The sequence below is a fragment of the Psychrobacter sp. JCM 18901 genome, from assembly GCF_000586435.1.
In the GTDB taxonomy this organism is placed as follows: Bacteria; Pseudomonadota; Gammaproteobacteria; order Pseudomonadales; family Moraxellaceae; genus Psychrobacter.
The window spans coordinates 33,487-47,782 of the sequence record NZ_BAWH01000011.1; the positions used below are offsets into that span (position 1 = coordinate 33,487).

Annotated in this window: 10 protein-coding genes and 5 pseudogenes; 9 read left to right on the forward strand and 6 right to left on the reverse strand. The window is 43.2% G+C overall.

From position 1 onward, the window contains the following. Positions 1-716 precede the first annotated feature (716 nt). The 8 genes and pseudogenes from TT11_RS09395 (at position 717) to TT11_RS17275 (ending at position 7,541) form a co-directional block, all read left to right on the forward strand. Positions 717-1,744: pseudogene (locus TT11_RS09395) on the forward strand (urease accessory protein UreD). A 118-nt stretch (positions 1,745-1,862) separates the two neighbouring features. Further along, the gene (gene ureA, locus TT11_RS09400) at positions 1,863-2,165 is read left to right on the forward strand and encodes an urease subunit gamma (protein WP_057761815.1); all 303 of its coding nucleotides are present in this window, start codon (positions 1,863-1,865) and stop codon (positions 2,163-2,165) included. Between the two features lie 56 nt (positions 2,166-2,221). Then, positions 2,222-4,408, forward strand: a complete 2,187-nt coding sequence (gene ureC, locus TT11_RS09405; protein ID WP_261870193.1) for an urease subunit alpha — start codon at positions 2,222-2,224, stop codon at positions 4,406-4,408. A 164-nt stretch (positions 4,409-4,572) separates the two neighbouring features. Continuing rightward, entirely contained in the window at positions 4,573-5,211 is a 639-nt protein-coding gene (gene ureE, locus TT11_RS09410) for an urease accessory protein UreE (protein ID WP_261870194.1), read from the forward strand. Beyond that, a complete protein-coding gene (locus TT11_RS09415; protein ID WP_261870195.1) occupies positions 5,201-5,995 on the forward strand; it encodes an urease accessory protein UreF in 795 nt (264 codons plus the stop codon). Before ureE ends, TT11_RS09415 begins: the two co-directional genes overlap by 11 nt. Before the next feature lie 57 nt (positions 5,996-6,052). Further along, positions 6,053-6,740 (forward strand): annotated as a pseudogene (ureG, locus tag TT11_RS09420) (urease accessory protein UreG). 152 nt (positions 6,741-6,892) lie between these two features. Next, positions 6,893-7,225, forward strand: a pseudogene (locus TT11_RS17270) (HupE/UreJ family protein); the annotation flags it as partial. Positions 7,226-7,331: 106 nt separating this feature from the next. After that, on the forward strand, positions 7,332-7,541 hold the full coding sequence (locus TT11_RS17275) for a hypothetical protein (RefSeq protein WP_370587833.1): 210 nt from the start codon (positions 7,332-7,334) through the stop codon (positions 7,539-7,541). 156 nt (positions 7,542-7,697) lie between these two features. Here the strand turns inward: TT11_RS17275 and tig are convergent. Together tig and rdgB are read right to left on the reverse strand one after the other, a co-directional pair. Further along, positions 7,698-9,042, reverse strand: a pseudogene (tig, locus tag TT11_RS09430) (trigger factor). A gap of 534 nt (positions 9,043-9,576) precedes the next feature. After that, positions 9,577-10,229 (reverse strand): annotated as a pseudogene (rdgB, locus tag TT11_RS09435) (RdgB/HAM1 family non-canonical purine NTP pyrophosphatase). A gap of 553 nt (positions 10,230-10,782) precedes the next feature. Between rdgB and TT11_RS09440 the strand changes: the two are divergent. Then, positions 10,783-11,412 carry a superoxide dismutase gene (locus TT11_RS09440; RefSeq protein ID WP_101205324.1) on the forward strand — a complete coding sequence of 210 codons (630 nt, stop codon included), beginning with the start codon at positions 10,783-10,785 and terminating at the stop codon, positions 11,410-11,412. Between the two features lie 127 nt (positions 11,413-11,539). On the opposite strand, the gene TT11_RS09445 is transcribed toward TT11_RS09440, so the two are convergent. The 4 genes from TT11_RS09445 to TT11_RS09460 all read right to left on the reverse strand — a co-directional run bounded on the left by TT11_RS09445 (position 11,540) and on the right by TT11_RS09460 (position 14,271). Then, positions 11,540-12,280 carry an SDR family oxidoreductase gene (locus TT11_RS09445; protein WP_261870198.1) on the reverse strand — a complete coding sequence of 247 codons (741 nt, stop codon included), beginning with the start codon at positions 12,278-12,280 and terminating at the stop codon, positions 11,540-11,542. Between the two features lie 291 nt (positions 12,281-12,571). Next, entirely contained in the window at positions 12,572-12,892 is a 321-nt protein-coding gene (locus TT11_RS09450) for an HNH endonuclease (RefSeq protein ID WP_261870199.1), read from the reverse strand. Next, the gene (locus TT11_RS09455; protein WP_261870201.1) at positions 12,852-13,379 is read right to left on the reverse strand and encodes a hypothetical protein; all 528 of its coding nucleotides are present in this window, start codon (positions 13,377-13,379) and stop codon (positions 12,852-12,854) included. Before TT11_RS09455 ends, TT11_RS09450 begins: the two co-directional genes overlap by 41 nt. 73 nt (positions 13,380-13,452) lie before the next feature. Further along, positions 13,453-14,271 (reverse strand): DUF72 domain-containing protein, encoded by an 819-nt coding sequence (locus TT11_RS09460; RefSeq protein ID WP_261870202.1) that lies wholly within the window; start codon positions 14,269-14,271, stop codon positions 13,453-13,455. Between the last annotated feature and the right edge of the window lie 25 nt (positions 14,272-14,296).

Consider the following 14,296-nt stretch of genomic DNA (forward strand, 5'->3'; position numbering starts at 1 on the left):
ATGTCTAGGACTCATTGCTTATATTAAAACTTATACTAAAAATACGTCTAGAAGTAGATAAATACTATCTTATCTATTATCAAGTCGGACGGATATTAATAGTACCTGTATCGACAGTGTCTGTATCGATACAAATAGCGTAAATCATGTCTGACTTAACTTTTAACATAGAATACCTGATTAATAGCCCTACAATCCACCTATCTTACTGTCTAAGCCTGCAAATAATTATGCGTTTAGTATTTTTGCTTATCTAATGTCCTCAGAGGGTATTGCGCTAACAATAACGCTAAAAAAATGCACTGTTATGGACAAAATGTACTGTTTTGGTGCAAATATCTGCTAATTTTATAAATGACTGAAGCTCAAAAAAACGTTTAGAAAATAGCTGGAAATATAGTGTTATTTTTATCATTTAAGTTAAATATAAAAAGCGCAGACAAATCAAAGTTTTGAGTTGCTAAGGTTTCTTATCTAGTTACCTGCTATCAAGAGTTGGCACAATGCTTGTATCAATAAAAACATTGACGCTTTTATTTATCGTGGTGCGCTAGGCACGATAAATGGTGTAGGCTGTATCCCTCCGTTATTATTCTGATATTACTGTCGCTAATGAACTGTAGTTAACGATTGGCAATAGAATTCTTAGCGGATAGCAAATGATAGCTGTCATATAAAATACTGAAACATATTTAATTGGTAAATGAGTATATAAAATGAGTTGGGCCTCTTCTTTAGCATTAAGCTTTGACACTGTTAGCAGGACAAGTACGGCCAAAGAAGGTACGGCTGATAACTCAAAAACGCGGCTTTATCATCGTAAGCACACGGGTGCCTTGATGGTACAGCGTGCTCTGTATCCTGAGCCAAGCGTACAGCAGGGTATTTGTCACATACTGATGTTGTACCCGCCAGCCGGTATCGCAGGCGGTGATACGCTGACCATAGACCTAAACTTAGATAGTGGCAGCCACGCTGTTATCACCACACCAGGGCAGGTAAGTGGTACGGTAAGGACAGTGTTAGTCAAAAACATAAAGCTCCGTTGAGCGACAACGACACTCACCAAAGTATGGGTCAAAATGAAATAGCTGCCTATGCGAGCCAACACGTACAAGCCAAACTCGCAGCACATACCCGATTAGAATGGCTGCCGCAAGAGAGTATCATTTATAACGAAGCCAATATGCATGCAGTGAGCCGTTTCGATTTGACGGATTCATCTAGTCTACTGACATGGGAGATTAGCGTATTTGGGCGGCAAGCTTACGACGAGCAGTTTTTGCAAGGGTATTATCATACTGGATTGAACATCTACCGAGATGGCAAGGTTATCGTTGCTGAGCGAGTAGCGCAGGCAGCACAAAATCGCTGGTTTACCTCAAATTTGGGATTAGCGAACCAGCATATTTATGGATCGTTTTGGGCAGTTCCAAGCTTAAGTGACGTCCATGACAATCTTGCACTCTCTGCATCACAGACTACGCAATCGACCGAAACAGCCCAAGCAACTATCAAGCAATCATTAACCCGCTATCTAGATAACTCCGTAGCAGCATTGCGCCAAGTCATTGCTCAAGCACAACTGCCTGTCTACTGCACGCATAATTGCCAAGCGATCAATATCCGCTACATCGGCTCAGATGTACGTAGTTGTTTTGAAGCGTTTTATCAGCTGAGAGAAGTCTTGCGAGATCATTGGTGGCAACTTGAGCCTTGTCGTCCACGTATTTGGGACACCTAATACGGCCACTTTTAATAATGAAACTAAGATATATTGCGACTATTTTTAATCGATATTTAATGCTTTGAAAACCTCTAATCTGCTATAAATATAATGATAAGTACAATAAGGAATTGTCATGCACCTGACCCCAACAGAAAAAGACAAACTCATGCTATTTACCGCTGGTATGGTGGCTGAGCGCCGCAAAAATCGCGGTGTTAAGCTTAACTATCCCGAAGCCATCGCTTATATCAGTATGTTGCTGATGGAAGGCGCACGAGATGGTAAAAGAGTTGCCGAGCTGATGAGTGAAGGTGCTACGTATTTGTCTGCTGATGATGTCATGGAAGGTGTCGCAGAGATGGTAGATGAAGTACAAATCGAGGCGACTTTTCCTGATGGCACCAAACTGGTCACGGTACATAATCCCATCGTGTAACGCTGTATACCATTGTTATAGCACTGACATGCTCACTATAAAATAAGGCGGCTACCATGCAAGCAGGCGAATACCATATCCAAGATGGCGATATTATCTTAAACCAAGGGCGACAGGTACAGACCATCAGTGTGAGTAATACTGGTGATAGACCTATCCAAATCGGCTCGCATTATCACTTTTATGAAGTCAATGATGCCTTGAGTTTTGACAGAGAGCAAACTCGGGGGTTTCGCCTAAATATTATCTCTGGCACCGCCGTACGTTTTGAGCCTGGCCAATCACGGGAAGTCGAATTGGTAGCATACGCTGGCAAGCAAGACGTCTATGGTTTTGCTGGGCGCGTCATGGGCGCAGCTCATCCAGACAAAGCATCAGAGAGCACTACTGATAAGAAGGCAATCGCTACTTCGAAGAAGCGAGTCAGTCGTCGTATTTATGCTGAGCATTTTGGTCCTACCACAGGCGATAAAGTCCGTCTTGCCGATACTGAGCTTTGGCTACAGGTTGAGGCGGATTTAACCAGTCATAAAGATACAGCTGTTGATCAAGCAGATACGTCGCAAAGTGGTGAGAGTAGTAAGCCTATTGAAATCAAAGGTGAAGAAGTCAAATTTGGTGGTGGTAAAGTCATCCGTGATGGCATGGGACAAGGACAGTTACTAGGCGCGGAAGTTGCCGATACGGTTATTACCAATGCATTGGTCGTTGACTATACAGGCATCTATAAAGCGGATATTGGTATCAAAGATGGTCGTATCAGTGCCATTGGCAAAGCGGGCAATCCTGATATCCAGCCCGCTATTGATATTCCTATTGGCGGAGCTACCGAAATCATCTCTGGCGAAGGCAAAATCCTCACAGCAGGTGGCGTCGATAGTCATATTCATTTTATCGCGCCCCAGCAGTGTGAGACGGCGCTTATGTCAGGGGTAACTACGATGCTGGGCGGCGGCACAGGACCAGCTCAAGGTACGCTCGCTACTACTTGTACACCAGGGGCGTATCATATTGCCTCAATGCTAAAGTCTACTGATAGTATCCCTATGAATATTGGACTACTGGGTAAAGGCAATGTGAGTGTACCAGAACCCATTGCTGAACAAATCGAAGCAGGTGCCGTGGGGCTGAAGCTACATGAAGATTGGGGTACAACACCGCAAGCTATTGATAACTGCTTGAGTGTCGCTGACGACTATGATGTGCAGGTGGCCATTCATACCGATACTTTAAATGAAAGTGGCTATCTAGAGAGTACACTTGCTGCTTTTAAAAACCGCTGTATCCATACTTTTCATACTGAAGGGGCAGGTGGTGGCCATGCGCCCGATATTCTAAAGGCTATTGGCGAGTCGCATGTTTTGCCATCATCTACCAATCCCACTCGACCATATACCGTCAATACCATTGATGAGCATCTCGATATGCTGATGGTTTGTCATCACCTAAGTCCTGCTATTGCTGAAGATGTGGCCTTTGCTGAGAGCCGTATTCGTCAAGAAACCATCGCCGCAGAAGATATCTTGCATGATTTGGGTGCTATCTCGATGATGAGTAGTGATTCACAAGCGATGGGGCGGGTGGGTGAAGTGGTCATCCGTACATGGCAAACCGCGCACAAAATGAAAGTTCAACGTGGCCATCTAGCACCAGATACAACAGCGACCATTGAGGATGAGCAAGAGTACATCAATTTGACAGATTATGACCAAAGCGCGGATAACGACAACTTCCGTATCAAACGCTATATCGCAAAATATACAATAAACCCTGCGATTACTCACGGTATTAGCGATATGGTCGGCTCAATCGAAGTGGGAAAATGGGCAGATATGGTGCTATGGTCGCCCAAGTTTTTTGGGGTAAAGCCTGAATGCATTATAAAAGGCGGGCTCATTGCTGCAGTACCGATGGGTGATATCAATGCCTCTATTCCCACACCCCAGCCTGTACATTATCGTCCTATGTTTGCGACATATCCAAAATCGGTTGCCCAAACCAGCATTACTTTTATGTCGCAAGCGGCGATCGACAAACAAGTGGATAAGCAGCTTGGATTGACCAAAGTCATTCAGCCAGTACACGGCATCCGTAAAATTCGTAAAGGCGATATGCGCTTTAACAGCTACTGCCCAGATATGGACATCAATCCTGAGACCTATGAAGTACGCGCTGATGGTAAGACACTCACCTGTGAGCCAGCTGATGTACTACCCATGGCACAGCGTTACTTTTTATTTTAGAGCTTATGATGCACGTTTATAGGAGCTCTCTAAGACAGTGAGCCATAAACCATGTATGCCAATGGTCAGTTGGTTTCTTGAATGAGATCGTATCTTTATTCCCAATACTTTTACCATCAATACTATTGACCAATAGTTTGAGCAACAACAGCCAGAGAAGAATAATGAAAATATTTAATACCCGTTTAAGTACGCTTAGCGATACCCAAAAAGCACAATTGGTAGAACAGTATCAAGCCGATGATTACCTGCTATTGGATTTTGATACTCGTCAGCATTCCCGCTTTAGAGCCATTACTGTTTCAGGTGAGGCAGTTGGTGTTGACTTGCCTCGTACAGGTGTACTAAAAGGAAATGATGTCCTTATCAATGCAGCAGGGGAGTTGATGCAAGTCATCGCCAAGCCGCAAGCGGTGACCAAAGTGACGGCTGACGATGACTTTCTACTAATGAAAGGCGCTTATCACTTGGGCAACCGTCATGTGCCATTGATGTTTGACCACAGTTTTGATCAGGGTAATGCAGGCTATGCGTTATATTTTGAAAACGATCATGTACTTGCACAAATGTTAGAAAATCTTGGTCTACATATCGAGTCTACGTCAGTGCCATTTGAGCCTGAAACGGGCGCTTATCAAACGGGCCAAGGGCATGCGCATGGCCACTCTCACTCACATTCGCATAGTGACTCTCATAGTCATAAGGAAAGTCATGACCATAGCCATGATGAAAGCCACAGCCACGGACATCAACATAGCCATAGTCATCATGATGCGTCTGTAGGTCGTTCAAATGATGGTTGATACCAGTGTCCAGCCTACTCAATCTGCCCAACTTGGACAGCTACTGATGCTGGCATCGAGTAATTTGCCGATTGGTAGTTATACCTATTCGCAAGGTGTGGAGTCAGCGATTGAGTCAGGGGTTGTCTCTGATGAATCCAGTACGCTTACATTTATGCAGGACTATCTAGCGCTTGCAGTCATTGGCTATGAGTTGCCTATATTGGGTCTGATCATGTGTGCACTAAGCCAAGGTCGTGAAGCGATAGCGGCAAATCTAGCACACGACTATCACGCTGGCCTCGAGAGTAAAGAGTTTGTTCTGGAGTCGCAGCAGTTGGCACAGGCGATGGTGTCGTGGCTCAACGAAGTATTGAGTCTTGGCATACCGGCCGAAATACCTGAAGATGGATTTTTGCCGCTATTTGCACATATTGCTCAGCATTGGCAGCTGCCACTAGCGCAGTCAATGACTATTTATGGATTTGCTCAATTAGAGAACATGGTGCTCGCTGCTGTTAAGACAGTGCCGTTAGGACAGATGGCGGGTCAGCGTATTCTTTGGCAATTGCAAAGCGATCTAGGTGCTCAGGTCGATGCTCTAAGCGATGATGTGCAACAGGCCTTTGGTGCCTTAGTCATGTCGACAAACACGGCCAATACTTTAGGTGATAGTGAAGAGTCGGACTGTCAGCAGCTATGCCAAGACCTCTATGAATCGCTTAATATCTCTAATAACTTGCCCAGTTTGGCTATTCTCTCAAGTATGCACGAAGAGCAATACAGTCGGTTGTTCCGCTCATAACTGTACCTTTATTTCTATTTATAATTATTAATATATAAACTGTTTTAGGAAATTAATATGTCTCTAACTCCGCTCAAATTAAAAAATTCTCACACTGCATCAGACGTACAGACTGATAGCGACAGCCAGAAACCATCTTCTGCCTTATCGTGCTTACGCCTTGGTATTGGTGGGCCAGTTGGTAGTGGTAAAACTGCTTTGACTTTAAGCTATGCCAAAACCTACGCGATACGGTCAATATGGCAGTGGTGACCAATGACATCTATACCAAAGAAGATTCAGAGTTTTTAACTCGCAATGATGCCATGCCTGCTGAGCGTATCCGCGGTGTAGAGACGGGCGGCTGTCCGCATACGGCTATCCGCGAAGATGCTTCTATTAATCTGACTGCGATCGCTGAGCTACAAGCGACTTTTGAAGGTTTGGAGTTGATTATCATTGAGTCAGGTGGCGACAATTTAGCCGCGACGTTTAGTCCAGAGCTGTCTGACTTGACCTTGTATGTCATTGATGTCTCTGCAGGCGATAAGATACCTCGTAAAGGTGGCCCCGGCATTACCAAGTCTGATTTGTTGATTATTAATAAGACTGACCTTGCACCAATGGTTGGTGCTTCGCTTGAAGTGATGGAACGCGATGCCAAAAAAATGCGTGGCGACAAACCTTTTGTCTTTAGCAATATGAAAACAGGCGATGGCTAAATGAGATTATCGCCTTTATTAAAGAACATGGCATGCTTGCCTAAAGAGCAGATGAGCTTTTACCATTAAAACATAAAGAATAAGGAAAAACCGCATGACACAGTGTACAAAAGGTCTTCATATCGAAAGCTCTCGCTTTTCACAAGTGCTCTCAGCTCCTCATATCGTATCTGGTTCGGCTGTGATGACGTCACTAATGCTACCGTCATTGGCGCAGGCGCATTCAGGTCATATTCACTCGACTACCGCGCAAGCGCCGTCATTTTTGGGTACGTTGCAAGCAGGACTGATGCATCCAGTCACTGGCCTTGATCATCTGTTTTTGGCAGTAGGCATGGGCATGTTGTTTTATGGGCTACAAAAGCAGCGCTTAGGCATGATGTCATTGACGGCAGGGTTATCATTAGGCGCGATATTGGGCACGGCTGGCGTGCTGATTGGCGGTATTGCATTTGTTGCATCATCTGGGCTAATTGAAGTGGCGATATCACTGTCGGTGGTCGTATTAGCTATAGTCTTGATGAGCCAAAAAAAGCAGACAAGAAGCATTCTCTGCTCAGACCCATACAGCACGCACGCCAAGTATTCAGCAGCTATCATTGTTTGGTTTTGGTGGTTTGGCCGTCTTTCATGGGTTGGCACATGCGCTGGAAGTACCAGCAAATGCTGGCGTGAGTGGTCAGCTAGGATTTTATGCAGGGATGCTAGTGACGATGCTGGCGCTATATGCCATTGGTACGTTGGTCAGTCAACAGCTACAGCAACGCCTAGGTGATAACTTATGGTTACAACGCGGGCTCGTCGTGCTCGGACTGGGTGCAGTGTTTGTTCCTGCTTTTGTTTAAAGTGAACTCTACGATGATTTACTAAATAAAGCGGTTATCAAGCTTCTATAAAAAAAATACGGCCCCGATCGATGATCGGAGCCGTATTTTTTGGCGCTTAGAACAAGAGTGCGGCCTAAGTGTTATGGTTTAACACCACACAGCGCTCAGTCTAAATTACATTGCTTGCTGCTGTTGTTGCTGAGCAGCTAGCAAGTCTTGGTAGCTAACTTCTTTGTCAGTTACTTTACCTTGTGCGATCAAGTAATCTACTACTTGGTCTTCTAGTACAACAGACTCAATGTTAGCGCGCTGCTGCTTGTCATTGGTGTAGTACTCGATAACTTCTGCTGGATCTTCGTAGTTTTCAGCGGCTTCTTTGATGAAGGTTTCTACACGCTCTTGATCTACTTCTAAGCCTTTGGTATCGATAACACGGGCAACGATGATGCCAAGACGGGCAGCACGTAGCGCTTGCTCTTCAAATAGCTCATTTGGCAGCATGTCTTTATCGAAGCTATCAGCATTCGCACCGAACTGCTGAGAAAAACGTTGCATCATCATGTTGCGTTGACGCTCGATTTCTTGCTCTAGCATCGCGTTTGGTACATCAAACTCGTTCTTTTCTAGCAATGCGTCAAAAGTCGCTTGCTTAACTTGGCTACGCGCAGCGTTTTTGATTTCGCGTTCCATGTTTTTGCGTACGTCTTCTTTCAACTTCTCAACGCCGCCTTCTTTTACGCCGAATAGCTCAAGGAACTCTTCGTTAATTTCAGGTAGCTTAGATTTTTCAACCAATTTTACGTTGATTTTGAACTGAGCTTCTTTACCAGCTAGGTTCTCAGCTTGATAATCTTCTGGGAAAGTGACGTCGATAGTTTTTTTCTTCGCCAGCTTTCATGCCTTTGATACCAGCTTCAAAACCTGGAATCATTTGGTTGCTACCGATAACTAGTTTAAAGTCTTCAGCAGAGCCGCCTTCGAATTTTTCGCCGTCGATAGAGCCTTCAAAGTCAAAAGTCACTTGGTTGTCTTTTGCAGCCATGCCCTTTTTCTCAACGAATTCTTCACGTTGCTTTTGTAGGTTTTCAATCATAGTGTCAACGTCTTCTTCACTAACTTGTGCAGTGTGACGCTCAACTTCGATCTCATCGATACCTTGTACATCTACTTCTGGGAAGATTTCAACAGTGGCTTGATATACCAAGAAATCGTCTTCAAGTTTTACGTCGTCGATGTTAGGCATGCCAACAGCACGGATGTCTTCAGATTTGATCGCTTCAAACACAGTATCACGGATCACATCGTTGATAACTTCTTGTTGAATGCCAGCACCGTACTGAGAGCGGATGTGTGACATAGGGACGTTACCTTTACGGAAACCGTCAATCTTGCAGTTTTCGCAACTTGGCGAATACGGCCTTCAACTTTGTTTTGAATTTTTTTCAACGGGTACTTTAACCGTTAGCTGGGTTTCTTTATTAGATAGCTTGTTGGTTGTGACTTGTAAATCTGTAGCCATGTTAATTACACCTTTAGGATTAAGTAGTACGTTTGATTAATGAAATAGTACTTAGGGTTAAATTGTAATAGACAGACCGCGCCTCAAATTACGGGCATGTACGACGGGCTGCCGTTGAAATAAATAGGGGATAGCGATAGCGCACAACGTCAAATTCAGTGCCAGTAGCAATCGCCGCTGATACTAAAAGGTGAACCTGCTGAGGTTGTCCATGCTATCAAATATCGATAATAAACCGTTAATGCACCGCATAATAACGCTTTTTGGTGAATTATACAGCCAAATAACGGATTTCAACAAAATTTTAAAAGTAGAACAGTATAATCTATCTGTTTATTAAAGTAAAAATTATCTCTTTGATGGCATGTTTCCTTATGTTGCTTGCTCTTGTATGGCTTAATTTTATATAAAGAGTTAGCCAGATTCGCGTTCAATAAATAAGATAACGGATAAAAAACAGCGATAAGGTTGTAAGCGTATTATGAGCATTATGAGCACTTACGGATAGTTATGGATAGAACAGCTATAAAGTACTTATAAAGGCAGCTGCGCCAATAGCTGCTGGATTGCCTGACCACGATGCTGATGCTGTTTTTATCAGCAGCGCTTAGACTCGCCGCACTGGCTTGCAAATCAGGTAACCAAAATAATGGATCATAGCCAAAACCGCCGTCACCATGTAGCGTATCCAAGATTTCGCCATGCCATAATCCTTGGGCGACAATCGGTAGCGGATCATCAGCATGACGCACCATTGCCAGTACGCAAACGAACATACCTTTGATCGGAGTATCTGGCTTCACTGCGCGGATAGGCTGCAAGTCAGCGATGAGCTTGACATTGTTTTTACTATCGTTGCCATGCTCACCAGCGTAGCGAGCAGAGTAGATGCCTGGCGCATTACCTAGTGCAGGCACGCACAGTCCTGAATCATCAGCAATCGCAGGCAGTCCACTGATACGGCTCGCATGACGGGCTTTGATAATGGCGTTTTCTACAAAGCTTAGACCATCCTCGATGGCGTCTTCAATATCGAGCTGACATTGCGGGACAATCGTCACGTCCAAGTTCGCTTCGGCAAATAGCCGTTTAAATTCAGCCAATTTGCCTTTATTGTTACTGGCCAGTACCCATTGGTTGCCAGATGTCGGATGGGTAGCAGTTAACGAGGTATCAGTAGTGCTCATAGAGTTATTCCGTAATATAAAGATAATGAAGAGCTATTATTCGAGTAGGCTTTATTTATCTTCTGTAGCGCTAATCGGTAAATTGTTTGTCGATTGAAGTAGTTATACTAACAATGATAACGCATGAGTTAGAGTGAATGCGGTTACCGCTTAATAAATAACCAATCGCTATACAGATTGTACGGGCTATAACATTTGGTAACTGATATTATTGGTCACTATTGCTATAATAGATACCAAGCTACAGTGAATTATATCTTATAGCTTGTGAATATTAAGTTAATAAAAGTCTATAAAGTCAGAGACTTGGCTTTTTGACGAAGAATAATAGCAATAAGTAACCGCTAGGTTAATTTTGGATTCATAATGATACGTGATATTGTATTGAGCAGTACCGTGTATCAAGCGATAAAGTTCATTTCAAACAATAAACTCAGCCAATTTAGTCCGCTATTTTATAGTGTTTTTTTTGCGGTGTAAAAATAGCGTAAAATTCAGTTTCTATAAGCAAGTTTTTATAAACTAACGGCTAAACAGCAAGGATAAAATAATTATGTCAAACATTACTTTACCAGACCTACCATATGCAAAAGACGCACTAGAGCCACATATCAGTGCCGAAACGCTAGAGTATCATCATGACAAGCATCATGCTGCTTATGTAAACAAGCTAAAAGACATGTTGCCAGGTTCTGGTCTAGAAGATAAAACATTGCCAGAAATCATCGTAGCGACTGCTAAAGATGACAGCAAGCAAGGTATGTTCAACCAAGCAGCTCAAGTATGGAACCACACGTTCTACTGGAACTGCATGACGCCAACGAACGGCGGCGGCGAACCTACTGGCGATCTAAAAGCAAAAATCGAAGAAGATTTCGGTAGCTACGACAAGTTCCGCGAAGAGTTCAAAAACGCAGCATTGACTCAGTTTGGTTCAGGTTGGGCATGGCTAGTTGCTGATAAAGTCGGTGGCAAATTATCAATCGCCAAAACGGCTAACGCTGACACCCCACTTGCACATGACCAAGTAGCGGTATTGACTTGTGATGTATGGGAACATGCGTACTATGTAGATTACCGTAACCGTCGTCCTGACTATGTTGATACGTTCCTAGACAAGCTAGTGAACTGGGACTACGCAAATGCAAAATATAAAGGTCAAGATGCTGGCGTTGAAGAGTAATCTTTAACGACTAAGTATTTGATTGAAAAAAAGGACACCGCGAGGTGTCCTTTTTTATGTGCTAGCTTTCTATATAACTTTCTATTTCGATATCTGATCAAAACATATTTTTGATAGAGTAGTGCTATTAGGCGATACCGCCGTTTGCGCCGATATTTTGTCCAGTAACCCAAGCTGCTTCTTCACTGACCAAAAATGCCACCACACGAGCGATATCGACTGGCTCACCGATACGATTAAACGGTGACATGCTAGCAAGTCTCTCCACCGTGTCATCCGATTTACCTTGATGAAATAGCTCAGTGTCAGTAGGGCCGGGAGATACTGCATTGACCGTGATATTGCGTTCGCCAACTTCTTTGGCAAATATACGGGTTAGCTGATCGACCGCGCCTTTGGTCGCACAGTAAGTGCCGTAACTAGGTAGCAGCATACGAGTGGTCGTACTTGAGAGGTTTACGACACGACCACCGTCATTGAGTTTAGTCGCAGCTTCACGCAATGTATTGAACGTGCCTTTTACATTGATAGCAAATATACGGTCAAAGTCTTCATCAGTGGTCTCGGCAATGGGTTTATTAATCATTATACCTGCGCTATTAACCAGAATGTCTGGCTTACCAAACGCGCTGATAGTGGTATCAAACATTGCTTCGACTTGCTTGGTATTGCTAACATCGGCTTGCACAGCGATAGCTTCACCGCCTGCGGATTTAATCTGACTTACGATATCATTGGCTGCTGAGTCATCATTTGCATAATTAATGACGGTTTTAGCCCCTGATTCTGCAAGTGATAAGGCTATCTGTGCGCCGATACCTTTTGATGAACCGGTTACAATCGCGACTTTGTTTTTTAGTGTTGTCATCGATACTTTCTCCAATATTATGAGTGAATATCAGTACGCTTATATGGCGTTTTGACTGATGTCTCTTGATTAGTAGGAGATAAGTTACCAGTGTGTAAAACAAATAAGTAGAGCGATTCAGTATGCTTGTTTTTAGATAAATTTATCTATTGTGTCTATGCGGATGTAAAGTGCGTAAATAAGGAAGTTTGTTGAAGACAAGTCTTGATAACTAAATATTTTTCGGTAAATGGGTAATTATGCTTATACAGTATTTATCAATAAGGCAGCGCTTCAAGCACAGCTATAATACTAAGTAGAGTTATCCGCTATTAGATTTCTTATTTCAAGAATTGACAATGTCTTGTCTTTTTTTCTATGGACGACAGAGTGGCAATTCGCGCATAGAGGAATTAAATCGCTTTCGGGATCTATGTGTTTGGGTGCTTCAAATTCCGATACAGGAACTATATGATGGACATGAATAAACCCTTCAGCATATTCTCCATAAAAACTTCCAAAGTTAAATCCGCAAGCAGCACAAGAGTTACCGTGAATAGCAATCGCTTGTTTTCTGTATTTAGGATTTCTTTCATATGTAGTTACATAGCGTTTTGATTTTTTTGCCTTCACTGAAAGATTCAAGTGAATCCTGAAATTTTCCTACAGTTTCATCTGAAGTATAAGCCGTCTTTTTCTCTGAAACTTTGTTAGGAGTGACTCTAGAGATAATAAGATGGTAAGTCTCATCATCGATAGCTCTTACTCCATCGCGCCAATAGTTAGATTTTCTCGAATCAGGAATTATCTCTAGATAATTTGAATCATCTTTTGCTAAAACTGCTTCTTCAAAGGGTATAAAGTCAGTAATGGTAGCAAAAAAGTCATTTTTATTACTTTCTTTGTCTGGGTAGGTCTTACCGATTTTAGCGATAGCGAAATAGTGAGGAGCATCAGATAGTCTATTTTTCGAGAAAGATTTATTTTTAAGACTTCCCTTGTAGTAAATAACATGAGTGCCTGGCTCTAGATATTTTAAATATCTTTTAGGAAAGTGGTAAAGGATACCAGTTTCATCAGCCCAAGCAGATTCATCGTTTTCAGTTATTATTGCGTACACTCTATTTCCTTATATTTTAAATTTCGCAGTATTATGGCTTCTATATAAGTAGCTTAATTTTTAATTATATCTATCACAAAACCTCAAACCCAAACTTACCCAGCGCTTCACGCAGCATCGCAATATTATAATAAGCGTGTGCATTGACGGTATTTTGAAAGAAAATATAGAGCGTATCAAAATGCTGTCGCTGGTTGGCAATCGCTTGTGCCCAGTCCTGCATCTCAGCTTCGCTATAGCGATAATCATGGCGATCAGCCGCGCTCATCGCATCCCACCAGTTTAGATTATTGCCATGCATACGTAGGTAGCCAGTGCGTTCAGTGAATATCAATCGTGACGGCGGTAATCCGCTAACCTTGGGATAATCGACGCTACACCAAATGAGACCTTGCTGCCGAAAGCTATCGACCACTTGCGGTGTGTGCCAGCCATTATGACGAAACTCAATAGCGAGTGGATAGTCCTGAAACCAACTGACGAGATTGGCCAGATAGAGACGATGCTCACGAGTACGGTCAAAGCCGTGTGGGAACTGGAGCAATAAAGGTGCCAAAGCATTTGCTTCGATAAGTGTAGATAAGGCGTTTAGAAATGCTTGTGCGTGCTCAGCAGTGCCTTTACGTGCATGAGTAAAGTCTTGATGCAGTTTGACGGCGAACTTCAACTGACTGTCGGCTTGTGCATAAGCTTTATCAACCATCCCAGCAAAGGCTTTTTGTCCTATGGGCGCATAAAAGGTGCTGTTGATTTCGACTGCGCCATATTGTTTGGCGTATTCTCGTAAGAAATCGGTCTTTTTGGTACCGGTGGGATACAGCGTACCGAGCAAATCGGTATCGCTATAGCCACCAGTGCCAAGATAAATGCGCGGGGTAGGGGAACTATCCATGTTGACCACTCACTGCCGTTTTGAG

Bases quoted from the DNA above. Each gene is read 5' to 3' on its own strand.
- TT11_RS09460 (WP_261870202.1), bottom strand. From the start codon at position 14,271: ATGGATAGTTCCCCTACCCCGCGCATTTATCTTGGCACTGGTGGCTAT.
- TT11_RS09445 (WP_261870198.1), bottom strand. From the start codon at position 12,280: ATGACAACACTAAAAAACAAAGTCGCGATTGTAACCGGTTCATCAAAA.
- ureE (WP_261870194.1), top strand. From the start codon at position 4,573: ATGAAAATATTTAATACCCGTTTAAGTACGCTTAGCGATACCCAAAAA.
- TT11_RS09440 (WP_101205324.1), top strand. From the start codon at position 10,783: ATGTCAAACATTACTTTACCAGACCTACCATATGCAAAAGACGCACTA.
- TT11_RS09415 (WP_261870195.1), top strand. From the start codon at position 5,201: ATGATGGTTGATACCAGTGTCCAGCCTACTCAATCTGCCCAACTTGGA.
- ureC (WP_261870193.1), top strand. From the start codon at position 2,222: ATGCAAGCAGGCGAATACCATATCCAAGATGGCGATATTATCTTAAAC.
- ureA (WP_057761815.1), top strand. From the start codon at position 1,863: ATGCACCTGACCCCAACAGAAAAAGACAAACTCATGCTATTTACCGCT.